The organism is Bacillus sp. TH25 (assembly GCF_016650935.1).
Classification (GTDB): Bacteria; Bacillota; Bacilli; order Bacillales; family Bacillaceae_G; genus Bacillus_A; species Bacillus_A mycoides.
Genome location: NZ_JAEKEU010000037.1, coordinates 450,535 through 473,765 on the forward strand (window position 1 = coordinate 450,535; position 23,231 = coordinate 473,765).

Sequence of the window (23,231 nt, forward strand, 5' to 3'; positions counted from 1 at the left end):
CCAATCGGGCTTTTACGGGCAGCCCGGACCCCCACCTAACTTCTTTGCTTCCGCTGAATTTTGATGTGGGGGTCTTACTGCTCGTTAATGCGGGATAAAAAAAGACTGCTGAGGAATCCCAGCAGTCTTTTCATGCAAATTACATTGAGAAGAAGATCCATACAGTAAGACCAACTGTTGCAGCTGCAACGAAGAAACTGTATATCATTGTAAGAATTTGAATTCTTCCTTCTCCTTCTTTTAAATGCATGAACATAATTAATTGTAATAAAGCTTGCGCAACAGCCATTATGATAATAGTTGTTAATATCGTTGAAAGTGGCAGGGTTGTATAAAGTGCCACGTATAAAGCTAGAAACGTTAGTGCAAGCGATAAAATAAATCCGAAAACGTGTGACCATGGGAATCCGCTATGCCCATGTCCGTTTGCTTGGTTGTTATTTTGACCCATTTACGCCACCATCCCGTTCAAGTAAACTAGTGTGTAAATAAAGACCCAAACAAGATCAAGGAAATGCCAGTATAAGCTGATAATAAATACTTTACGAGCTGTAACTGGTGTTAAACCTCGTTTTAAAATTTGGATAATAACACAAGTTGCCCAGATGATACCACCTGTTACGTGGGCACCATGCGTTCCAAGAAGAACGAAGAATGCCGATAAGAAAGCACTTGTTTGAATCGTTGCACCTTCACCAATGTACATAATGAACTCTTCGATCTCGAAGAATAGGAAACCTGCACCTAAAAGTAAAGTTAGTATAAACCAGGCTAACATTCCTTTTTGATTGTGTTTACGCATTTCATGAATTGCGATACCACATGTGAAACTACTTGTTAAAAGTAGTAGTGTTTGAATTAAAAGCGTTTTAAGTTCAAACAGTTGCGCTGGTGTTGGGCCATCTGCCGTACGACCAGCAAGGACTAGATAAGAGGCGAAAAGTGTTGCGAACAGCATAATTTCAGCCCCAAGAAAAATCCAGAATCCTAGGATATTCAACCTGCTTTGCTCGGATTGATATTCCAAAGGTAAGCTTTTATCTAAAGCCGCCATGTCATTTCACCTCTCATGCTATATGTTCTGTTTCTTTAATTTCATCAACGCTTACGTAGTAGCCATCATCATAATCGAATGAACGATAGATTAAGCAACCTAAAATACCAATACCACCGATTGCTGCAATCCAGAACCAGCTAAATACTAATGCAAAACCTGCAAGACCGAAGAATAAAGACGCAATAATAGGCACACCAGAATTACTTGGCATGTGAATTGGTTTTAATTCATCTGCTGTTGGTGTAATTGTTTCTCCACGTTTTTTCATGAACCAGAAAGCATCAGCTTCTTTAATTTCAGGAAGTTTCGCGAAGTTGTAATGTTGTACAGGAGATTGAGTTGCCCATTCAAGTGTACGGCCGTCCCATGGATCTCCAGTTGTGTCACGCTCACCGTGACGTGCACTCCAAATTACGTTATAGCAAAGGATTAGGAAGCCAATAGCCATCATTACAGCACCAACAGATGCGATTTGGTTTAGCCAGCCCCATCCAAGACTTTCAGAGTAAGTGTACATACGACGAGTCATACCGTCTAAACCTAAGAAGTACATTGGGAAGAAACAGATGTTAAATCCGCTCATAAAGATCCAGAATGTCCATTTACCTAGGCGTTCATTTAACATATGACCTGTCATTTTTGGATACCAGTATGTGAATCCAGCAAGCATAGCGAATACTGTACCTGCGATTAATACGTAGTGGAAGTGAGCAATTAGGAAGTAGCTGTTATGGTATTGATAATCAGCTGCTGCCATTCCAAGCATAACCCCTGTAACTCCACCAACTACGAAGTTTGGAATAAATGCCAATGACCAAAGCATTGGAACTGTAAAACGAATACGTCCTTTATACAGTGTAAACAACCAGTTAAAGATCTTAACACCGGTTGGAATCGAAATCGCCATTGTCGAAATCGAGAAGAATGAGTTAACCGCTGGACCTGCACCCATCGTGAAGAAGTGATGAAGCCATACGACGAAACTTAGTAAAGAAATTGCAACCATCGAGTACACCATCGCACTGTAACCGAATAGACGTTTACGTGAGAATGTACTAATGATTTCAGAGAAAATACCGAATGCCGGTAAAATAACGATATATACTTCAGGGTGACCCCATACCCAGAATAGGTTGGCCCATAACATCGGCATACCGCCGCTCGCCATCGTAAAGAAGTGAGCATCGAATAGACGGTCAAATGTCATTAATGCAAGAGCAACTGTTAATACTGGGAAAGCGAAAATAATGATAATTGTTGTAATTAAGATTGACCAAGTAAACATTGGCATTCTCATTAATTTCATGCCAGGTGTACGCATTTTTAAAATAGTAACTAGGAAGTTAATACCTGTCATTAACGTACCGAGACCTGAAATCTGTAATGCAATTGCGTAGTAGTTATTTCCTACACCAGAAGTAAACTCTGTACCTGCCATTGGGAAGTAAGAAGTCCACCCAGCGTCTGGAGAACCACCGATTACGAAAGCGATGTTGAATAACATTGCTCCGACAAAGAATAACCAGAAACTTAAAGCATTTAAGAACGGATATGCAACGTCACGAGCACCAATTTGTAATGGTACTACAAGGTTCATTAATCCCATAACGAATGGCATTGCCATGAAAAGAATCATTACTGTACCATGTGTTGTAAAGATTCCGTTATAGTGTTCAGCGTTTAAATAAGTTGTTTCTGGGAATGTTAACTGTGCACGGATCATTAAACCATCCATACCACCACGGAATAACATTATAACGGCAGAGATAATATACATGGTCCCTATTTTTTTATGGTCAACAGTTGTCAACCATTCATCCCAAAGCCATCTCCATTTTTTGTACTTTGTTAGTACGAAAAGAATCGCTAATGTCACAAGAACGATAGAAGCGTCAGCTCCGTAAATAATCGGGTCACCTGTGACAAAAAATTCATCAAGCTTCACTGTGTTCACTCCAATCTGTTGGAATAATAGCTATTATTTTTTGTTTTTGTAGTAGTTGTAATCACAATATTCAAGTGATTTTGGATCTACATAACTTAAGTGATGACTAGAGAATGTCATACGACCAACTACACCAGGTTTAACAATTTCGTTGTACTTATTTTCTGTTAGTTTAGGAGCAGTTTCTTGTACTTCTTTTACCCACTTGTCATACTTTTCTTTTGTTTTTGCTTCAACTTCGAACTCCATATGAGTGAACCCTTCACCAGAGAAGTTCGAACTACGGCCTAGGTAAGAACCAGGCTTATCAGCTTGTAAATATAAATCCATAATCATGCCATCCATAGTGTACTTCATACCACCAAGTTCTGGAACCCAGAATGCATTCATTGGACCTACAGAAGTAAGCTTAAATTGAATTGGTACACCAGCTGGGATGTTTAAATAGTTAACGGTTTCAATTTTTTCCTCCGGGTAACTAAATAACCATTTCCAGTTCGCAGATGTAACATAAATTTCAACTGGTTTAATATGTTTGGACTCTTGCGGAACCTCTTCCGAAGCATAAGTTGCCTTAACTGTTGGAATCGATAATGCGATAACGATAATAACAGGAATAACCGTCCAAATGATTTCTAATAATGTGTTACCATGTTGATCAGGTGGCTCATAGTCCATATTCTCTGGTTTTTCACGATAACGAATCAAGATGACTGTAAACAAGATGAATACAATTGCGATAATTAATGACATAAGCAAGAATGACCAAACAATTAAATCATACTGTGCCTTTGCAACAGGTCCTTGCGGATTTAATACTGCGAGTTTTTTATCACAGCCACCGAGGAACAGAAGTAATGATAACGGAAGAAGCGAAGCCAACTTCCAAAACGTTTTCTTTAGTTGCACGATTGAAAATCTCCTTTCTCCTTGGATTGAAACTATGCCAATAAAACAATATAAACCTATTAATTTATAGAAGGCAATAGTTTTTGTCATATTGTTAAAAAATAGACACAAATGCACACTTTTTAAGGTGAATATCATTTGTAACTTGATAACATTGTAAACTATTTTCCAGATAAAAACGTGATTGTGGGAATTTTAAGATAAATAAAGTTATACCAACATATCCAAGAAATAGAAAAAAGCTATCTTATTATAAGAAAGATAGCTGAATATTTTGTATATTTAATTTATTTCCTGAGTTATATTTTTTTCTGTTCAAATGTGACAACTTTTTTATATTTCACTTGGTATAAAATGTAACAAATAATCATAAATGGAATCCCACAATAAAGAGCAATTCTCTGATCTGGAATGAAAGCTAAACTAACAAATGTAATGAAATTGAGTGAGAAAGCTACGATTGGAACTATTGGATAAAGTGGTGTACGGTATTTTAAATCATTTATGTCGCCGCCATTTTTCACGAAATTTCTACGGAAGAAAAACTGTGAAGCTGCAATCGACATCCAAACAACAACAGCAGCCATTGCTGCAATGGAAGTTAAAATTAAAAAGACAGTATCTGCTGCAAATATACTTGTTAATAAAGAAAGGCTTGCGAAAATTAGACTGAAAATTAACGCATTTAGTGGTACACCTCTTATAGTTAACTTCGTAAAAGCTGGACTAGCCATTCCTTGTTTTGCCATCGCCCAAAGCATACGAGAATTTGCGTATAGACCAGAGTTAGCTACGGATAATACAGCTGTAATAATAACAAAGTTCATAATGTCCGCTGCATAAGGGATACCAGCCACATCGAATACAAGTACAAATGGACTTTCAACTAGATTAGCCTCTTGCCACGGGAGTAAACCGACAACAACTGAAATTGCTAGGACGAAGAAGAATAGAGTTCGCCAAATTGTATTTTTGATTGCTTTTGGAATTGTTTTTTCAGGATTTTCACTTTCTCCAGAAGCGATTCCGATTAGTTCTGTTCCTTGGAAGGAGTAATTGACTGTAATCATCGTAAGAAGAACAGCTAATGCACCGTTTGGAAATAGCCCGCCATTTTCAGTGAAATTGTGAAGCATCGGAGCTGGTTTTCCGTTAAAGTCTAGTAGACCGAACATAACTGCACCACCGAGTACGATGAAAATAACAATTGTTGCGACTTTTACACTTGCGAACCAAAATTCCGTTTCTGCATATGCTTTTGCTGATAAAGCGTTCACAAGGAAGAGTGCTGCTGCAAATGTAACACACCAAATCCAAGAAGAAACGTCTGGAAACCAGCGTTTCATTAAAATGCTAACAGTCGTTAACTCTACTCCAACTGTAACAGCCCAATTTAACCAATACATCCAACCGACAACAAATCCAAAACCAGGTGAAATAAATTTGCTTGCATAGCTTTGGAATGAACCTGCTTCTGGCATAGCTACTGACAATTCACCAAGACATAACATCGTTAAATACATAACAAATCCACCGACTAAAAATGCGAGAATAGCTCCGCCTGGTCCTGCATTATGGACGATTTGTCCAGAACCCATAAATAATCCTGTTCCAATGACTCCACCAAGTGCGATCATGAATAGGTGTCTACTTTTCATTGTTCGTTTTAAATCTGTTTGTTCTACTTGTTGATTCATATGCCCCTCACCCCATATTTTCTTGTAAGTGTTAACTTGATTTCATTCTGGGCTTTTAATCATTAGTGGGGGATGAAAAACATACTCGGCTTATTTTGTTGTGAACTGAGTATGTAAAAGATAACTATGACTAAATACCTTAGAATGTTTATTAACCTAGTGAAATAAATTCAATTCTTTAACTAGGTTAATAATTTCGATTTTAGCAAAAAAATATGAAAAAGTATATTGTTTTTTCTTTTTATTAAAAATAATTAGAATTTTAAAAAGATTCTGTGAATAATAATTCACAGAATCTTTCTAGCAAACTAGTAAGAAGAAAGGTACAATGATAGAAGGTATATCTGTAAAATAATAATTAATGGAGTTTTGTTTAAAATGAAAAAGTTAAAATATCTTTTTGTTTTTGGAATTATATTTGCTGCCGCGTTTTTTATAGGGAAAGATAAAATTATACAAAAGGCGCAAGTGTTCCGTTTAGAGTTTCTATCTGAAATGAAAGAAGCGGCTATGATTGAAAATGTTCCGTTTATAAAGCAGTTACCAGAATTACCTCGTGGATGTGAAGTTACAAGTTTGGCTATGTTGCTGCAATATAAAGGTGTACAAGTGGATAAGATGCAACTTGCTAGCGAAATTCATCGTGTTCCATTTGAACAAAATGGTTTGCGTGGAAATCCTTATGAGGGATTCGTTGGAAATATTTATACGAAAGCGGAACGAGGATATGGTGTATACAATAAACCAATCTTTAATTTAGCAGAAAAATATGTTCCTGAAAAAGTAATTAATTTAACAGATAGAGACGTGAAAGATCTATATAAGGTAATTAGTTCGGGCTCTCCAGTATGGGTTATTATTAATACAACGTTTAAGCCGCTAGCTGAAGGTAGTTTTGAAACATGGAATACAAGTTCTGGTGAAGTGAAAATTACATATTTTGAGCATAGTGTAGTAGTGGTTGGATACGATCAAAATTTTGTATATGTAAATGATCCTCTAAAAAACAATCCACGTTTCGCTGTTCCGCGAGCAGAGTTTGAGAAAGCTTGGGAGCAAATGGGGAAACAAGCAATCACTATTTTATAATAATGAAAAAGTCATCTTTTTGATGGCTTTTTATTTTTAAATTTTAGAGATAGAAAATTCGGAATATTCTTTTAAAAGTCAACAATTCACGTTATAATAACATTTAACTTGGTGAAGAAGGGGAGAAGAGAAATGGATGTCGCAAAGGAACTTGTTTTATCAAAGAATCAGTTGATTGAGTGGAGAAGGCATTTTCATAAGTATCCAGAGTTATCTTTTCAAGAGGAAAAAACATCTCAATTTGTATTCGACATACTTCGGGAAATCCCGTATTTAGAAGTCTCAAGGCCTACTAAATATAGTGTAATGGCAAGGTTAATTGGTAAGCAGCCTGGTAAAACTATCGCGGTTCGTGCTGATATGGATGCTCTTCCTATTCATGAAGAAAATAAGTTTGATTTTATTTCTATATATCCAGGTGTGATGCATGCGTGTGGTCACGATGGTCACATGGCAATATTGCTTGGTGTAGTACATAAGTTGGTAGAGGAAAGAGAGAAGGTTAAAGGAGAGATTCGCTTTTTATTTCAACATGCAGAAGAAAACTTTCCGGGCGGTGCAGAGGAAATGATCGCAGCGGGAGTAATGGAAGGTGTGGATTACATTATTGGTGCTCATCTTTGGGCGTCATTAGAGGTTGGAAAAGTAGGTGTAATTTATGGTCCTGCGATGGCGGCGCCGGACGTTTTTAAAATTACGATAGAGGGAAAAGGTGGGCATGCTGGAATTCCGCATGAAACAGTTGATAGTATCGCCATTGGTGCGCAAGTAGTTTCGCAAATTCAGCAAATTGTATCTCGCCTCACGAATCCGTTAGATTCTCTCGTAGTATCTGTTACGCAATTTCATTCTGGGACAACCCATAATGTTATTCCAGAACAAGCGGAGATTGAAGGGACAGTGAGAAGTTTAAGGCATGAATTAAGAGAGGAAACAAGAAAGAAACTTGAAAGAATTGTAAAACATATTACAGAATCATACGGTGCTAAGTATACATTTTCTTATGAGTATGGATATCGACCAGTTGTGAACGATTATGAAGTTACAGAGATTATTGAACATACGGCATTACAGCTATATGGAAGAGAAAAGGTTGTTCGTTTACAACCAACGATGGCAGGAGAAGATTTTTCAGCATTTTTACAAAAGGCACCAGGGACGTTCTTTTTTATAGGGGCAGGTAATGAAGAGAAGGGAATTATATATCCGCATCACCATCCTCGTTTTACAATTGACGAAGATGCATTACCAATTGGAATGGAAGTCTTTGTATCATCCATTATGAATTTTATAAGTAAAGGAGAATGAGATGAAGAAAATACACGTGCTAGCACTTATTCCAGTTCTTTGTTTAGTAGTTGGACCAGTATTTGCAAATTCGGTCACTCCTTACGTACTTGGGATGCCATTTCTATTATTTTGGGTACTATTATCAGTGCTCATTACGTCTCTTTGTATGGGTCTTGTGTATGTATTCGACCCCGCTAATAAGGGGGATGTAAAATGATAGCATTACTTATCATTATTTTCTTCTTATTTCTAGCACTATTTTTAGGAGTTCGAGCACAACGTGGAAAAGATATGAATTTAGAGCAATGGTCAGTTGGAGGAAGAGGATTTGGAACTATTTTCGTTTTTCTCCTTATGGCAGGGGAAATTTATACGACGTTCACATTTTTAGGAGGAAGTGGCTGGGCTTATAGTAAAGGAGCTCCTACATTTTATATTTTAGGGTATGGTGCATTAGCTTATATTTTATCGTATTTCTTATTGCCTCCAATTTGGAAGTATGCAAAAGAACATAACCTCATTTCACAATCAGATTTCTTTGCGAAGAAATATAGGAGTAAGACGCTTGGGATAATTGTTTCAATTATTGGTGTTATTTCGATTATCCCGTATCTTGTTTTGCAATTAAAGGGATTAGGAATTATCGTTTCGGAAGCTTCCTATGGAAGAGTGACACCTGTTATTGCGGTATGGATTGGTGCTATTGTTATAACTATTTATGTAATGGTTTCAGGTATACATGGATCGGCTTGGACAGCTGCTTTGAAGGACATTATGATACTATTTATCGTTATGTTTTTAGGTATATATTTACCGTATCACTATTACGGAGGATTTCAACCGATGTTTGAAGCTGTAGAAGCTGCAAAACCAGGTTTTTTATCTTTACCTGAAAAGGGAATGAGTATTTCTTGGTTTGTTTCTACTATTATATTAACGGCTCTCGGTTTTTATATGTGGCCTCATACATTTGCCTCAGCTTTCTCAGCGAAAAGTGAAAAAGTATTTAGGAAAAATGCGGCAATTATGCCTCTCTATTCTTTAGTTTTGCTTTTTGTGTTCTTTGCAGGTTTTGCTGCTATTTTACAAGTTCCAGGGTTAAAGGGAGCGGATGTAGACCTTTCATTATTCCGTCTTGCTCTTCAAACTTTTGATCCTTGGTTTATTGGGATTATTGGTAGTGCGGGGGTATTAACAGCACTAGTTCCCGGTTCCATGCTTGTTATGGCCGCTTCTACATTATTAGCAAAAAATATTTATGGAACGATGGTACCATCCGCCTCTGATAAACAAGTTGCAAAAGCAGCTAAGCTATTTGTACCTGTCGTGACGCTTATTGCCGTATTATTTACCTTTAAAGGTGGAGAGACGATAGGTGCTCTTCTTTTAATGGGATACAGTATAGTTACGCAACTTTTCCCTGCGCTTGTATGTAGTTTGTTTCCTCGTCAAATTATTACGAAACAAGGTGCGATTGCGGGGATGGGAATTGGGTTGTTAATTGTCGCATATATCACCTTATCTGGTTCTACTATAGCTACGATGTTCCCGGGTGTCCCACAGTATATGAAAGATTTGAATGTAGGTATAGTCGCGTTGTTGGTTAACATTATTGTGATGTTTGTAGTTAGTGGATTCACAAGAAATGTATCTGTAAAGACCGACAATATAATAGTAGAAAAGTAATTCGTATGTTAGAGCTATCTTCGAAAAGAGATAGCTCTTTTTTGTATATATTTTCTTCTATTAGCGGAATCTAACTAAAAACTTGTTGAAAAGGAAGTTAGGTGGGGAAATTGTTAGAGCTAAAAGGTAACTTGTTTGAAGTTATGAAGGAAATTAGAGATGAGTTAGGTTCACCTAATGATTTAACAATTAGAGAAGTTGCTCTTGCGGGTAGTTTTACACGTTGTGCGGTTGTTTTCTTATGTGGATTGACAGATAAGGATAATGTTTATAAATATGTAGTTCGTACACTTCAATATGAAGAAATACCAAATGAAGCAGCTGTGGTTCAGATATTATTGGATCGTTTTATTTCTATTGCAGAAGTCGGTATGAAGACGACTTTTCCAGATATTATAAATGCGGTTTTAGCAGGAGATACAGTCATATTAATTGATAATATTCAAACGGCTATTGTTGTTAACAGTAGGGCTTGGGAGAAAAGAAGTCTAGAACCGCCAGTGACAGAAGATTTAATTCGTGGACCGAGGGTTGGGTTAAATGAAGATATTAATGTGAATAAAATGTTAATTCGCCGTGGTTTACGTGATCCGAAGTTACGGTTTCAATCTTATATTATGGGGAAGCGATCGCAGAAAGAAGTAACCCTAGTATATATAGAGGATATTATTAACCCTTACATCGTAAACGAGCTAGATCGGCGTCTTCAATCAATAGTGACAGATGTCATTTTTGAGACAGGAACGATTGAGCAATTAATTCAAGATAATAATTTATCGCCGTTTCCTCAGTTTTTAAATACAGAAAGACCAGATAATATAGTGGCTGCATTGGCGAAAGGGAAAGCGGCCATTTTAGTAGATGGGTCACCATTTGCTCTTATTGCACCACTTGTATTTGTTGATATTTTTCAATCTGTCGAAGATCATTACGAGCGCTGGGTGATTGGAACGTTATTGAGAGTTTTACGGATGGTTTCGGGTATAATGGCAGTTTTGCTACCAGCTATGTATGTAGCGCTTGTATCATATCATCAAGGGCTTATCCCATCTAAACTAGCTTATTCTATTGCGGGAGCCAGAGAAGGGGTACCATTTCCAGCATATATTGAAACATTAATGATGGCATTAACGATGGAGTTAATACGAGAAGCGGGAATTAGATTGCCAAAACCGATGGGACAAACAATTGGAATTGTAGGCGGTCTTGTAATTGGAGAAGCGGCAGTAAATGCGGGGATTGTAAATCCGTTTTTAGTAATTATTATTGCGGTTACCGCAATTGCTACATTTTCACTGCCTGTATATAGCATTACAATTACGTTCCGGATTTTACTTTTTGTCTTTGTGTTAGCGGCGACTGCTTTTGGATTGTACGGAATCATTTTAGCTCTTATTGCACTTGCGATTCATATTACGAATTTAAAGAGTGTTGGGGTGCCATATACAACGCCTATTGCTCCTGCATTTTATAAAGATTGGGAAGAAGAAATGATCCGCTTGCCAAAATCAATGTTGAAAGAAAGACCAGAGTACTTACAAACGAAAGATTCTACAATACATCCAAAGGAGCGAGAGTAATTGAAGCCATTTGAATATGGGGATGAAGAAATTGGATCTCGGGAACTTGGTTTTGCGGTATCGTCAACAATTATCGGTATAGGTGCATTATCTATGCCGCGAGATATTGCTACGCAAACTTTATTTTCGGACGGTTGGATTATTTTGCTTTTGGGTGGATTGATATGTGCAATTTTAGGTTGGTTTGTAACGAGGGTGGCTATTTTATTCCCAAAACAAAACTTTGTTCAATATACGAGTGCACATTTGACGAAGCCTGTTGCATACACAATTAGTAGCATTTTAGTATTAACGTTTGCTGCTTTGACAGCATATGAATCGCGAATGATTGCAATTATTTCACAAACGTATTTGTTTAGTGATACACCAGTACAACTATTGTCGTTCTTTTTCCTATTAGTTGTTATTTATGGAATAGCAGGGTCGAGAGCGGCTCTATTAAGGTTAAACGTTTTATTCTTACCTATCGTTTTAATTGCAATCGTACTGCTTTCTTTATTGAATGTGAACTTAATGGAAATAGATAATTTACTACCGGCTTTTCAAACGGACGTCAGTCAATATGCTGTAGGAGTTAAAAATTCTATTTTCACATTTATCGGATTTGAGGTAGCTCTGTTTTATGCCGTGATGTTGAACGATAAGACAGCGAAAAAAGCGCCAATGGCAGTTGCAAAAGCGGTGATAGTAAACGTTTTGTCATACATTTTAATTTATGTAACTTGTATTAGTGTTTTTTCGTATATAACAACACGTGGATTGACATATCCAACAATTGAACTAGGGAAAGAAATTGAAATTGGTGGAGGATTTTTAGAGAGATTTGATGCGATTTTTTTACTACTTGGATTATTACTATTTATAACACTACAGCAATGTATTATGACGTCGCATCTTTATTGTTTTGTGCTATGTTTCCGAAAGTGAAGAAACACGTATTTATTTTTGTGAGTGCTCCTATTATTTTTATGGTGAATATGATACCTGGCAATTCGAATGATTTATCAAGTTATGGGACTTATTTAGCTTGGATAGATATGGGGTTTGTTGTGTCAGCACCTTTGCTAGTTTTTATTGTATATAAAATAAAAAGAAGGAATGGTGGAAATGAAACACCTTCTTAAAATTATAATAATTATGTTTTTAGCTGGATCTATTAGTGGGTGCTCTGAGCTGGAGGAGATAGAAGAAAGGGGATTTGTAGTAGGGGCGGCTTACGATATCGTGAAGGAAAAACAATCGAATCCAATTATGAAAGGGACGTATCAGATGGTGCTCCCAAGTAAATTGTCGCAACAAGGTGGACAAGGGGATGGAGATAGCGAAAATTATATTAATGTTAGTGCGAAAGCAGATAGTGTCTTTGAGCAAATACGAATTATCGCTAAAAAAATTAGTCGCTCATTATTCTTTCCGCATATACAAGTGATAATTTTTTCTAAAGATTTACTAGCGAACCCATATGTTTTACAAAATACGTTAGATGTATATATTCGCGATCATGAAATGAGAAGAAATATTCGTTTGTTCGTTTCTAAGAAAAATGCAGAAGCTATTTTAAAGCAGAGTGCCAAGCCTGAAAATTTGCCGGCGCAGTATATCGATATGTTAGCTGAACACCCTCCGAAAAATGCCCAAATGATTGAGGCTGCAAGAATTGGTGAAGTACAGGAAAAGATGATTTCTAACCAGAGTTTCGTATTACCTATTCTCGAACTAACAAAACAAGGGGTACAAATGAACGGAGCGGCGTTGTTTCGCGGGAAGGATAATAAGTGTGTAGGCATTTTGAATGGGGAAGAAACGTTAGGAATGAATTATATAATAGGTAAAAAAATTGGAGGTTTTTTTACTATCCGTAAAAAGAATCAACTTATTACATATGAAATTCATAAGCTGCATCGAAAAATTAAAGTATCTACAACGGATGCTACAAAACCAAAGTTTAATATTCACTTATCTCTGGAAGGTACATTGGCCGAGTTGCACTTTAGTGATCATAAAAAGGTTTTGAATGAAAAGCGTTTAGAGAAGGATATTTCGAAGGAAATGGAGAAACGCATCCAAAAATCGATTAAGCTTGTTCAAAAAAAATATAAGGTAGATGTATTAGCATTAGGGGAAGTATATAAGCGACATAATTATAAAGAGTGGAAAAAGATAAGTAAGAATTGGGATCAAGGTGAAAATTACTTTAGTAATGCTGAAATTACTGTTCATGTTCATCCAACGATTGCACATTCAGGTTCAGCTTTACCGAAGAGAGTGAAATAAGGTGATGTAAGTTGTTTACTGGATTGGGAATTAGTTGCACGATATTAATGGCGGTTCTTCCGGGAGCTATATACTTCATTCATAAAAAACTGACAACGTATGGAGCGCAGCCATGGAATACTGATGTACAAAAAAAGAAACCTGAATAATTTCAGGTTTCTTTCGCGCAAAGCATATGTGAAGGGGGATACCTTCTATGTATGCTTTGTTTTTTATACAAGTCCTAACCAATGTACCAATTGTGTAGAGAGGAATGTAACAACAATTGCGATAACAGTAGGGATTGCGAACGATAAGAATGTCCATTTTGCACTTTTTGTTTCTTTATATATGTTAACCAGCGTTGTTCCGCACGGGAAATGAAGGAGTGAGAACAACATTGTATTTAACGCTGTTAACCAAGTCCAACCATTTTCTAAGAATAGATTTTTAATTTGGTTAAAATCATCTATTTCAGTTAAAGCCCCAGTTGATAAATAAGACATTAATAAAATCGGGATAACAATTTCATTCGCTGGTAGTCCAAGAATGAATGCAGCTAAAATAAACCCGTCAAGTCCTAACATTTTAGCAAATGGATCTAGGAAGTTTACAAAATACATAAGTAAGCTTGTGTCACCGATGAAAATATTAGCAAGTAACCAAGTTAATGCAGCTGCAGGGGCAGCTACAACTACAGCTCGTTTTAAAACATATATTGATTTATCGAGTGTTGCGCGTACAATTGTATTCCAAACTTTTGGCTTACGGTACGGTGGTAACTCAAGAGTGTAGTGAGTTGGCACACCTTTTAAAGCTGTTTTTGATAGTACCCAAGAAACGGTTAATGTCATAATGACACCAATTACAACCATTCCAACTACAACGCCAGCAGTAACAAGTGTTTGCATACTACCTGTATAACCAGCAGCCATAAATAGTGAAGCCATTAAAATTAACATAGGCCAGCGCCCATTACATGGAACGAAGTTGTTTGTTAAGATTGCAAGCATACGTTCACGTGGTGATTCAATAATACGTGTTGACATAATGGCAGCTGCATTACAACCAAATCCCATTGCCATTGTTAAGGATTGCTTGCCGTGTGCACCAGATCGTTTGAATAAGCGGTCCATGTTAAATGCGACACGTGGTAAATATCCGTAGTTTTCTAATAGTGCGAACATAGGGAAAAAGATTGCCATAGGTGGTAACATAACGCTTATAACAGCACTGGTACCACGGAATAAACCAAGTATTAAAATGCCATGTAACCATTCAGGTGCATGCATTGCTTGGAACCAAGAGGTTAAATATCCTTCTATCCAGCCAAAGAACTTAGCGATCATATCAGAAGGTACGTTAGCGCCTGCAATTGTAAGATAAAAAATAATAGATAAAATACCGAGCATAATTGGGAATCCCCAGATTGGAGAGGTGAAAATTTTATCTAGTTTTTCAGAACGATACAATTTATCGGTATTTGTATATTGAACAGCTTCTTTACATATACTTGCGGAGGTTCGATAAATATCTCCGACAATATCATCTCGTATATCTTCTTTTGAAAGTGTTTGTGCATGTTGAACAATATAGTCCAGCGGAAGAGCTTTACTGGCTGAGTGAGATTCCATTGATTACAACCTCCCTTACAAGTGGTTCGTTATGGTGTTTTTGAAGTGTAGTTAAGAAATTCTTATCTCCATCTAATATACGTAATGCAATCCAACGTGCTGGATACGTATCACCGAATACTTTATAAATTTGTGGTTCTAATTCCTGAATCATATTTTCGATTTTATCGTTATAAGTAATTTTAATTGGTGTTGGAATTAGTTTTTTATTTGCTACTTTAGCGATGACATTTAGCAAATGACCAATGCCTACTCGGTTGCGAGCAGAAATCTTCACTACAGGTACACCGAGGGATTTTGCTAATTTCTTTTCGTCAATAATGATTCCTTTTTTCTCCGCTTCATCAATTAAGTTAATACAAATGACCACATCGTTTGTCATTTCCATCACTTGGAGTGCTAAATTTAAATTTCTTTCCATTGCCGTTGCATCTATAACAACTACAGTTACTTCTGGCTTTTCAAATATAATATAATCTCGTGCTACTTCTTCATCTGCCGAATTTGAATATAGTGAGTAAGTTCCAGGTAAATCTATTATTGTATATATATTTCCGCCGTGCTTATATTCCCCTTCAGCCTTTAAAACAGTTTTCCCCGTCCAGTTTCCAGTATGTTGTTTTAAGCCTGTTAAAGTATTAAATAATGTACTTTTTCCGGTATTCGGGTTACCAGCTAACGCAATGCGGTGGTTACTCATCTGAAATCATCTCCTATTAATACCCCGAAAATAAGGGAGCTTTCTTCACTACGCAGTGCAATAGTTGTGTTGCTTACTTGATAAGCAACTGGGTCTCCAAGTGGGCTGCGTTGTAATACTTTAATTGTCGCTCCAGGAAAAAAGCCTAAATCTAATAAACGTCGTTTCATAGTTCCTTCTAATTGTATCTTCTCAATTTGTACAAACTCTCCTGTTTTAAATTCAGAAAGTGGTTTTGTATTAGCCGATACCATAAAAGTTACCTCATCTCTATATTGTTAGTTTAAGTTTAAAAAGTTTCCTCAGGTAAACTTTTTGATACTAATATAGTAGACTACATTTAATGATGCTGTCAATTAGTACTTTAAAAATATTCAATTATTTTTAGAATTGTTCCAATTTATTGAGTTGTACCGAAAAATATTACTGGAATTCTTCTTAATGTAAATAAAGTAAGAGTGTAAAGTTTTAAAAATATAGTGGATTTGTAAATATAGTTTTAACTTAAAGGGCAAAATAAAGAAAAATATTTACATTGGATTTACATTGTTAAGAATAAATTTACAATACTGCGTGTTTAGTGTGGGTTTTGTTGGCTTTTTCAACTGTAAATGTTGGAATGTCTAGCTTTTATGGGATGTTATCTCTATTTACTTAAACTTAAAAATTGCTTAACACTCACATAATATTGTTGTCCTACAATGAATTTGTGTTCGAAAGAAAATGAATTCGAAAAGTGATAATCCAAATGGGGGTACAAGACATGGTTATGAAAAAGGGTATTAAATTTTCTTTAGCGGCTTTAGTTGTTGCAGGTGCATTAGTTGGATGTGGAAAAGCAGAAAGTACGGATAATAAGGAAGCTGCTAAAGGTAGCGATGCAAAACAAGAATTATCAGGTACGATTGCAGCGGCTGGCTCTACAGCTCTTCAACCTCTTGCGGAGGAAGCTGGAAAGAAATTCATGGAGAAAAATTCAAAAGTTTCTATTCAAGTTCAAGGTGGCGGTAGTGGAACTGGGATTAACCAAGTAGCATCTGGTGCGGTACAAATTGGTAACTCAGATGTTCCAGCTGGAGATAAAATAAAAGATGCTGAAAAAGCAAAAGAATTAGTAGATAACAAAGTTGCGGGTATCGCATTCGCACTTGTCGTAAATAAAGATGTAAAAGTTGATAACTTAACAGTAAAACAAGTGCAAGATATCTTCACTGGAAAAGTAACGAACTGGAAAGAAGTAGGCGGAAAAGATGAAAAAATCAATGTAATTAACCGACCAGCTTCATCTGGTACACGTGCTACTTTTGAAAAGACAGTGATGAAAGACGCGAAAATTAATGATGGAACTGGTACAACACAAGATTCTAATGGTGCTGTAGAGCAAGCGATTAACTCTACTCCAGGTTCAGTTAGTTACTTAGCGATGTCTTACATGGTTGGTGAGAAAAAAGGTGCGTTACAAACGGTTAAAATTGATGGATCTGAACCGAAAGTTGAAAATATTTCTGCTGGTAAATATCCATTCTGGTCTTACGAGTACATGGTAACGAAAGGTGAGGCGAAGGAAGCAACTAAGGCTTACATCGACTATGTAAAAGGTAAGGACTTTGAAAAACAAGTAGAAGATATGGGTTACATTCCAATGTCTAAATTAAATAAGTAATAAAATTTTATGGGGCTGGCTGCAAGGCCAGTCCTGTTCAATGCAATCTATGAAGTGGGGTCTGTCCTGTGATGAAGGGGAAAAAACAAATTAATTACGTAAAGAGTGAATATATAGGTAGATCACTTGTTACGTTTTGCGGTATCTTTATTGTTTTTATTACATTAGCTATTATTGCGTTTATTTGCGGCAAAGGAATTCAATCTTTCACGCAAAGTGGTATCTCGTTTTCTGAGGTGTTAACTTCGACAAAATGGAATCCAAATGCTGATCAAGGTACGTATGGTGCTGTAATCTTTATTGTCGGTTCGACACTTGTGTCGTTAGGTGCTGTTGTCATTAGTGCACCAATTGCTATAGCTCTTGCTATATTCATGAATTTAATTTCGCCGAAGTTTGGGAATAAAGTATTAAAGCCTGTTTTAGAATTATTAGTTGGTATTCCATCAGTTGTATACGGATTATTAGGGGTTACGATTTTGGTTCCTCTATTACGTGATTCGTTCGGTGGAGTGGGCTTTAGTTTAATTGCGGGTATTATTGTCCTGAGTATTATGATTTTACCTACTATTGCTAGTATTGCCTCTGATGCGATACGCTCTGTTCCGTTTGATTACTTGGAAGCTTCTTACGGTCTAGGATCGACGAAATGGCAAGCGATTAGCCGAATTATTGTTCCTGCTGCAAAACAAGGAATTTTAACAGGTATAGTTTTAGGGTTAGCGCGTGCTTTTGGTGAAGCGTTAGCGGTTCAAATGGTAATCGGGAACACGATTAAATTACCGGAAGGAATATATAGTCCAACAGCAACGTTAACTGGTATTCTAACAATGGATATGACGAATACATTGAACGGAACAGCTTGGAACAATGCGCTATGGACGTTAGCAATGATTTTACTTGTTATTTCATTCCTGTTTATTTTAGTAATTCGAGCGATTGGTCAAAGAGGTGAGCGATAATAATGAATGCAAGAACGGTAAATAAAGTTTGGACAGGTATCTTTTATGCGGTTGCAGCTTTAGTTGTAGCTTTGCTGGCTTTTTTAATGTACGAAATTCTGCAAAAGGGATGGGGATTTTGGGATCCTAGTTTCTTATTCGGAGAACCAAGCAATACAAGAGCTGGTGGGGGAATTGGTCCACAGTTATTCAATTCTTTCTACATGCTTGTTATAACACTTATTATATCTATTCCTCTTGGACTAGGGGCTGGAATATATTTAGCGGAGTATGCAAAACAAGGTCGTTTTTTAAGTTTTGTTCGTTTATGTATTGAAACAATGGCGTCTTTACCTTCTATTGTTGTTGGACTATTTGGCTTATTAGTATTTGTTACCATGACAGGCTGGGGATATACAGTAATGGGTGGAGCTCTTGCTTTAACTATTTTGAATTTGCCTGGTTTAACACGTGTTTGTGAAAATGCGATTTCTGAAGTTCCTCATAATGTAAAAGAGGCGAGTCTTGGACTAGGTGCAACGAAATGGCAAACAATTGCCCGCATCATTATCCCGTCTTCGTTACCACAAATCATTACAGGTATTATTTTAGCGGCAGGCCGTATATTCGGTGAAGCTGCGGCGTTAATTTATACAGCGGGTTTAACATCACCTATTTTAAATTCAGCAGCGGACTTCTCGAGCCCCTCGCATCCTTTAAATCCATTTAGACCAGCTGAAACGTTAGCTGTTCACATTTGGAAATTAAACTCTGAAGGGATTATCCCAGATGCGAAGTTAATTGCAACAAAATCTGCAGCTGTATTAATTATTATGGTATTACTCTTTAATATCATTTCTCGTTTCGTAGCATCTGTATTACACAAACGTTTTACAGGAGCGAAAAAAAGTCGTAAAACGACGAAGAAGGTAAAAGCGGCATAAATTGAAGGTAAGAGCTCTCTGTTTATAAACAGGGAGTTTTTTTACGGTCATTTTGTTGTTGGCAGGAAAAGAAGAAGAGTGACCGAATAGGTAACTTAATATATAGAAATTCGGCTGAAAATAGGGAGGGGTTTGGAAGTGTTTTTTCTGCAAATGTCGAGGTTTCCTGGATCTGGGAAATCGACACTTTCTAAGTATATCGCTAAATTAACAGGTGCCGTTATTGTAGATCATGACGTCGTGAAATCAGCTTTATTAAAATCATTAAAGGAAAAAGGTGTTGAACCAAAAGTGGTTGGGGGAATCTCTTATGATATTGAGTGGGAACTGATCGATTTTTTGTTGGAGCAAGAGCACAGTGTGATATTAGATAGTCCGTGTCTCTACGAAGGGATGGTTAAAAAAGGAATAGATTTATGTCGGAAGTATGGTGCTACATATAAATATATTGAATGTTATCTTAATAATATAGAAGAAATTAATCGTAGGTTACAAACCCGTGAACGTAGGATAAGTCAAATTACAAAAGTAGAATCAGCAGTAGCATTTCAAAAATGTCTGGCTGGCAGTAAAAGGCCTTTACATGGTGAATATCTTATTGTGGATTCTGGAGAGCCGCTAGAGAAGTATGGTAAAAAAGTGATGGATTATATTATGGATAGGTAGAGGGATAAAAAAGGCGTTATCTTCATAATTGAAGATAACGCCTTTTGGTTTAAATATCAGGTGTTTCTGTTGAAGTACTTATTTTTCTGCGGGAGCGTCTTTTTCTCCCGATTTTATCTAATAGTTCATACATAACAGGAACAACTACTAATGTAAGAACGGTTGAAACGGCTAAGCCGCCAATTACAACGACAGCTAGACTTTTTGATACCATGCTGCCCGCTTGAGATTGGCCGAATAGGAGTGGTAGCATAGCGACGATTGTTGTTATAGCTGTCATAATAATTGGGCGTAATCTAGTAGATCCTGCTTCTAGTAAGGCTTCTCTTGTTTCCATACCGTTTTCCCGATTTTGTTGCACTCTTTCTATTAATACAATAGCATTTGTAACGACAATCCCGATTAACATTAATGCGCCAATTAATGAATTTACGTCAACAGGTGTTCTTGAAATGATTAATCCTAAAATACCGCCGACAGCAGCTAATGGTAAAGAGAATAAAATCGCGAAAGGAGCACGTGCTTGCCCGAATGTGATAACCATAATTAAATATACAATCCCGATTGCGATTCCCATAATTTTGAATAGATCTGTGAAGTTCTCTTGCATAGATTCAGTAGCACCTGCGACATTTACTTTTGCTCCGTTAGGTAAATCTAAGTCGGCTATAGCCTTGTTTACTTCTGCGCTTACTTTGCTTAAATCTTCACTTGAAGCTTCTGCGGTAATTTGAATCGTTTCTTTCCCATCTTTATGGAAGATTTCCGTTTGAAGTTGTTTTTCTGAAATAGTTGCAATGTCTTTTAAAGGAATTGGTCCGTTAATAGGTGATAGTATGTTTGTGTTTAAAATATCTTCTTGTTTGTTAATGGATGCCTTTTTATGTTCTATCATAATGGTTGTTTTTTCATTATTGATTGAGATTTCCCCAATAGGAGATTTCTTCATAAGGAATGATACTTGTTGTGCTACTAATTCTGGTGTTAAACCGTGTTGTTCCGCTTTTGTTTGATCGATATGAATTTGCCATTCTTTTTTAGAGTCTTCTATATTTGTTTTTACTTTAGAGAGATCGTCCATACCTTTTAGTTTTGTTTCGACGATGTTAGCGGCCTTTTTTAAATTTGTTTCGTTAGTAGCGGTTACGTTAAATTGTAAGTTGTTTCCGCCTCCAGAGTCAGAGTAACTCGTTTTTATATAATCAAGTTCAGCTGGTTCAAAAGTATTATGATCCTTTTTTAATTCTTTAATATATTGGTCGATATTAGATCCTTTTTTAAAGACTACAAATATAGTTGCAAGATTGTTTTGAGTTGTCTGTCCCCATTGTGCATCTTCTGCGCTAGATCCCATTCGCAAAATAACATCTGTTACATCAGGATTAGAGAGTAGTTTCTTTTCGAAATCAAAGGCTTTTTGTTTTTTAGCTTCAGAATCATAATCACCTGGAAATGTCATGTTAACGGAAAGCATTGTATCGTCCTCAGACTTTATGTTCGCTTTCGGAAGTAGTATGTAGGCTGCAATTGATCCTGCAAATAATAAAAAAGAAGTGAGTAGAATGATAAACTTATGAGAAAGAGCCCACTTTAATGTAGCGACATATCGCGGTGAAGAATGTGAATTGCGACGTTTTGTTTTTTTGAGCAGTAAAAAAGCCATAAGTGGAACGACTGTTAATGCCACAATTAAGGAAGAAAGTATAGAATACACAACTGCTAACACCATAGGTAACATTAGTTTTCCGATTACTCCCGATACGAGACCGATAGGTAAAAAAACGGCGACTGTCGTTAAAGTAGAAGAGGTAATTGCGACGGCGACCTCTTTTGTTGCATCGAGAATAATATCTTTAGAGAAAGATTCTTTTTGTAAACGACGGAAAATATTCTCGATGACAACGATACTATCATCGACGAGACGTCCAACTGCAACAGCTAAGCCACCAAGAGTTAGAATGTTAAGTGTGATGTTAGATTGATGGAGTAAAAATAGTGTTAATAAAATAGATAATGGAATACTAACGACAGCGATGAGTGTTGTTCGGAAGCTGCGTAAAAAGATTAAGATAATGAGAGTTGCAGCAATTGCCCCAAGGATTACTTCTTTTCCCATACTAGTAACAGCATTTTCAACTTGCTCATGAGTTGAAGCTAAAAGTTTAATAGAGAATTGATCTTTATATTGCTTGCTTATATCTTTAATCTTTTTATCAATCTCTTTTCCGATTGCAACCGCATTTTTACTCGGCTCTTTCATGATGATTAATCCTGTTCCTTCTTCCCCGTTTATGTGCGAGATTGTATCGTAATGTTGTTTTAATTCAATTTGAGCAACATCTTGTAATTTTACTTGAGGTGTAACGGTGATGTTTTTTATGTCATTTACATTTTTTATATCCCCGATGACACGAAGATTGTATTCTGCCTTATTAACGGTAATTGCTCCGGCTGGAGTGGAAGTTTCTTTTCCTTGTAAAACTGTTAATACTTGCTGTGATGTTACGTTTTTATCTTTTAGTTGGTTAGGATCAAGTACGATGGATAATTCGGAAGTTGATTTTCCGAAAAACATAACATTGGCAACACCATCAATGCTTTCGAGTTGTGGTACGATTTCTTTCTCAATTTGTTTTTCGTCAGCTTTTGAAAATCCGTTTTGCTTCTGGATGGTAATTTGAGCGAGTGGAATCATAGAAGTGTTTAATTGGCTAACAACAGGTTTAGTTACATCTTTAGGTAATTTAATCGTATTAATTGTTTTTTCGACTTCGCGTGCCGCGTCTTTCATATTTGCCTTGGATGTATATGCAATGTCGATGCGTGATAATCCCTCATGTGTGGAAGAAGTGATGCCATCGATATGTTCTAAATTACGAAATTGTTTTTCAAGGGGATCAGTTACGTCCTTGGTCATCGTTTCAGCATCGAGCCCTTGAGATAATGTCGTAACAGTTATTGCAGGGTTATCGATGCTTGGTAAAAATTCCATAGGTAATTTAGAGCCGGAATAAACACCGAGTATGGAAATGAGAAAAACCATGATAATAATAGCGGCTCGGTTTTTTAATGAAAATTTTGTTAACCTATCCATAAAATAATTCCTCCATTAGTTTATTTATAGTTTTGTGGGCACTTTCTTACTATATAACAAAAATTGGATATCTTTCATTAATT

The 23,231-nt window shown here is 36.6% G+C and carries 19 protein-coding genes and 2 pseudogenes; 12 read left to right on the plus strand and 9 right to left on the minus strand.

What is annotated here, in order from left to right; translation table 11 throughout:
• Positions 1-139: 139 nt before the first annotated feature.
• From qoxD to JFT89_RS21275, 5 genes and pseudogenes are all read right to left on the minus strand, one after another.
• A complete protein-coding gene (gene qoxD, locus JFT89_RS21255) occupies positions 140-451 on the minus strand; it encodes a cytochrome aa3 quinol oxidase subunit IV (protein ID WP_002063824.1) in 312 nt (103 codons plus the stop codon).
• Positions 452-1,054: a cytochrome aa3 quinol oxidase subunit III gene (gene qoxC, locus JFT89_RS21260; protein ID WP_002010602.1), complete on the minus strand. Its 603-nt coding sequence runs from the start codon at positions 1,052-1,054 to the stop codon at positions 452-454.
• Positions 1,055-1,067: 13 nt separating this feature from the next.
• Entirely contained in the window at positions 1,068-3,002 is a 1,935-nt protein-coding gene (qoxB, locus tag JFT89_RS21265; RefSeq protein ID WP_002063826.1) for a cytochrome aa3 quinol oxidase subunit I, read from the minus strand.
• 33 nt (positions 3,003-3,035) lie between these two features.
• The gene (locus JFT89_RS21270; protein ID WP_088291666.1) at positions 3,036-3,911 is read right to left on the minus strand and encodes a cytochrome aa3 quinol oxidase subunit II; all 876 of its coding nucleotides are present in this window, start codon (positions 3,909-3,911) and stop codon (positions 3,036-3,038) included.
• A gap of 282 nt (positions 3,912-4,193) precedes the next feature.
• A pseudogene (locus tag JFT89_RS21275) lies at positions 4,194-5,608 on the minus strand (amino acid permease).
• A 378-nt stretch (positions 5,609-5,986) separates the two neighbouring features.
• Between JFT89_RS21275 and JFT89_RS21280 the strand changes: the two are divergent.
• From JFT89_RS21280 to JFT89_RS21315, 8 genes and pseudogenes are all read left to right on the plus strand, one after another.
• Entirely contained in the window at positions 5,987-6,697 is a 711-nt protein-coding gene (locus JFT89_RS21280; RefSeq protein WP_002063829.1) for a C39 family peptidase, read from the plus strand.
• 132 nt (positions 6,698-6,829) lie between these two features.
• Positions 6,830-8,005, plus strand: a complete 1,176-nt coding sequence (locus JFT89_RS21285) for an amidohydrolase (protein ID WP_201040560.1) — start codon at positions 6,830-6,832, stop codon at positions 8,003-8,005.
• Between the two features lies 1 nt (position 8,006).
• The gene (locus JFT89_RS21290; RefSeq protein ID WP_002134449.1) at positions 8,007-8,204 is read left to right on the plus strand and encodes a DUF3311 domain-containing protein; all 198 of its coding nucleotides are present in this window, start codon (positions 8,007-8,009) and stop codon (positions 8,202-8,204) included.
• Complete coding sequence (locus JFT89_RS21295) at positions 8,201-9,673, plus strand: sodium:solute symporter family protein (RefSeq protein WP_002063831.1); 1,473 nt, start codon at positions 8,201-8,203, stop codon at positions 9,671-9,673. The genes JFT89_RS21290 and JFT89_RS21295 overlap by 4 nt, the downstream gene beginning before the upstream one ends.
• Positions 9,674-9,774: 101 nt before the next feature.
• Positions 9,775-11,253: a spore germination protein GerLA gene (gene gerLA, locus JFT89_RS21300; protein WP_002063832.1), complete on the plus strand. Its 1,479-nt coding sequence runs from the start codon at positions 9,775-9,777 to the stop codon at positions 11,251-11,253.
• Positions 11,254-12,377 (plus strand): annotated as a pseudogene (locus tag JFT89_RS21305) (endospore germination permease).
• Positions 12,361-13,527 carry a Ger(x)C family spore germination protein gene (locus tag JFT89_RS21310; RefSeq protein ID WP_016097253.1) on the plus strand — a complete coding sequence of 389 codons (1,167 nt, stop codon included), beginning with the start codon at positions 12,361-12,363 and terminating at the stop codon, positions 13,525-13,527. Before JFT89_RS21305 ends, JFT89_RS21310 begins: the two are co-directional and overlap by 17 nt.
• A gap of 11 nt (positions 13,528-13,538) precedes the next feature.
• Positions 13,539-13,676, plus strand: coding sequence for a hypothetical protein (locus tag JFT89_RS21315; RefSeq protein ID WP_000493991.1), 138 nt, complete (start codon positions 13,539-13,541; stop codon positions 13,674-13,676).
• 63 nt (positions 13,677-13,739) lie between these two features.
• Here JFT89_RS21315 and JFT89_RS21320 read toward each other — a convergent pair whose 3' ends face one another.
• Genes JFT89_RS21320 through JFT89_RS21330 form a run of 3 tightly spaced genes read right to left on the minus strand, consistent with a single transcriptional unit; the run spans position 13,740 to position 16,094 of the window.
• Entirely contained in the window at positions 13,740-15,140 is a 1,401-nt protein-coding gene (locus tag JFT89_RS21320) for a nucleoside recognition domain-containing protein (protein ID WP_016097254.1), read from the minus strand.
• Positions 15,118-15,840 carry a FeoB small GTPase domain-containing protein gene (locus tag JFT89_RS21325; protein WP_002063836.1) on the minus strand — a complete coding sequence of 241 codons (723 nt, stop codon included), beginning with the start codon at positions 15,838-15,840 and terminating at the stop codon, positions 15,118-15,120. The genes JFT89_RS21320 and JFT89_RS21325 overlap by 23 nt, the downstream gene beginning before the upstream one ends.
• The gene (locus tag JFT89_RS21330; RefSeq protein ID WP_002134462.1) at positions 15,837-16,094 is read right to left on the minus strand and encodes a FeoA family protein; all 258 of its coding nucleotides are present in this window, start codon (positions 16,092-16,094) and stop codon (positions 15,837-15,839) included. Before JFT89_RS21330 ends, JFT89_RS21325 begins: the two co-directional genes overlap by 4 nt.
• Positions 16,095-16,603: 509 nt before the next feature.
• Here JFT89_RS21330 and JFT89_RS21335 point away from each other — a divergent pair.
• From JFT89_RS21335 to JFT89_RS21350, 4 genes are all read left to right on the plus strand, one after another.
• Positions 16,604-17,503 (plus strand): phosphate ABC transporter substrate-binding protein PstS family protein, encoded by a 900-nt coding sequence (locus JFT89_RS21335; RefSeq protein WP_000245113.1) that lies wholly within the window; start codon positions 16,604-16,606, stop codon positions 17,501-17,503.
• A gap of 71 nt (positions 17,504-17,574) precedes the next feature.
• On the plus strand, positions 17,575-18,465 hold the full coding sequence (gene pstC / locus JFT89_RS21340; protein WP_002063837.1) for a phosphate ABC transporter permease subunit PstC: 891 nt from the start codon (positions 17,575-17,577) through the stop codon (positions 18,463-18,465).
• Between the two features lie 2 nt (positions 18,466-18,467).
• On the plus strand, positions 18,468-19,388 hold the full coding sequence (pstA, locus tag JFT89_RS21345) for a phosphate ABC transporter permease PstA (protein WP_002063838.1): 921 nt from the start codon (positions 18,468-18,470) through the stop codon (positions 19,386-19,388).
• Between the two features lie 138 nt (positions 19,389-19,526).
• Positions 19,527-20,054 carry a P-loop nucleotide/nucleoside kinase family protein gene (locus tag JFT89_RS21350; protein ID WP_201040561.1) on the plus strand — a complete coding sequence of 176 codons (528 nt, stop codon included), beginning with the start codon at positions 19,527-19,529 and terminating at the stop codon, positions 20,052-20,054.
• A gap of 49 nt (positions 20,055-20,103) precedes the next feature.
• Here the strand turns inward: JFT89_RS21350 and JFT89_RS21355 are convergent, their stop codons facing one another.
• Positions 20,104-23,148: an efflux RND transporter permease subunit gene (locus JFT89_RS21355; protein WP_016097256.1), complete on the minus strand. Its 3,045-nt coding sequence runs from the start codon at positions 23,146-23,148 to the stop codon at positions 20,104-20,106.
• Between the last annotated feature and the right edge of the window lie 83 nt (positions 23,149-23,231).

Bases quoted from the DNA above. Each gene is read 5' to 3' on its own strand.
- qoxD (WP_002063824.1), bottom strand. From the start codon at position 451: ATGGGTCAAAATAACAACCAAGCAAACGGACATGGGCATAGCGGATTC.
- qoxC (WP_002010602.1), bottom strand. From the start codon at position 1,054: ATGGCGGCTTTAGATAAAAGCTTACCTTTGGAATATCAATCCGAGCAA.
- JFT89_RS21280 (WP_002063829.1), top strand. From the start codon at position 5,987: ATGAAAAAGTTAAAATATCTTTTTGTTTTTGGAATTATATTTGCTGCC.
- JFT89_RS21285 (WP_201040560.1), top strand. From the start codon at position 6,830: ATGGATGTCGCAAAGGAACTTGTTTTATCAAAGAATCAGTTGATTGAG.
- JFT89_RS21290 (WP_002134449.1), top strand. From the start codon at position 8,007: ATGAAGAAAATACACGTGCTAGCACTTATTCCAGTTCTTTGTTTAGTA.
- JFT89_RS21295 (WP_002063831.1), top strand. From the start codon at position 8,201: ATGATAGCATTACTTATCATTATTTTCTTCTTATTTCTAGCACTATTT.
- JFT89_RS21310 (WP_016097253.1), top strand. From the start codon at position 12,361: ATGAAACACCTTCTTAAAATTATAATAATTATGTTTTTAGCTGGATCT.
- JFT89_RS21320 (WP_016097254.1), bottom strand. From the start codon at position 15,140: ATGGAATCTCACTCAGCCAGTAAAGCTCTTCCGCTGGACTATATTGTT.
- JFT89_RS21325 (WP_002063836.1), bottom strand. From the start codon at position 15,840: ATGAGTAACCACCGCATTGCGTTAGCTGGTAACCCGAATACCGGAAAA.
- JFT89_RS21330 (WP_002134462.1), bottom strand. From the start codon at position 16,094: ATGGTATCGGCTAATACAAAACCACTTTCTGAATTTAAAACAGGAGAG.
- JFT89_RS21335 (WP_000245113.1), top strand. From the start codon at position 16,604: ATGGTTATGAAAAAGGGTATTAAATTTTCTTTAGCGGCTTTAGTTGTT.
- pstC (WP_002063837.1), top strand. From the start codon at position 17,575: ATGAAGGGGAAAAAACAAATTAATTACGTAAAGAGTGAATATATAGGT.
- pstA (WP_002063838.1), top strand. From the start codon at position 18,468: ATGAATGCAAGAACGGTAAATAAAGTTTGGACAGGTATCTTTTATGCG.
- JFT89_RS21355 (WP_016097256.1), bottom strand. From the start codon at position 23,148: ATGGATAGGTTAACAAAATTTTCATTAAAAAACCGAGCCGCTATTATT.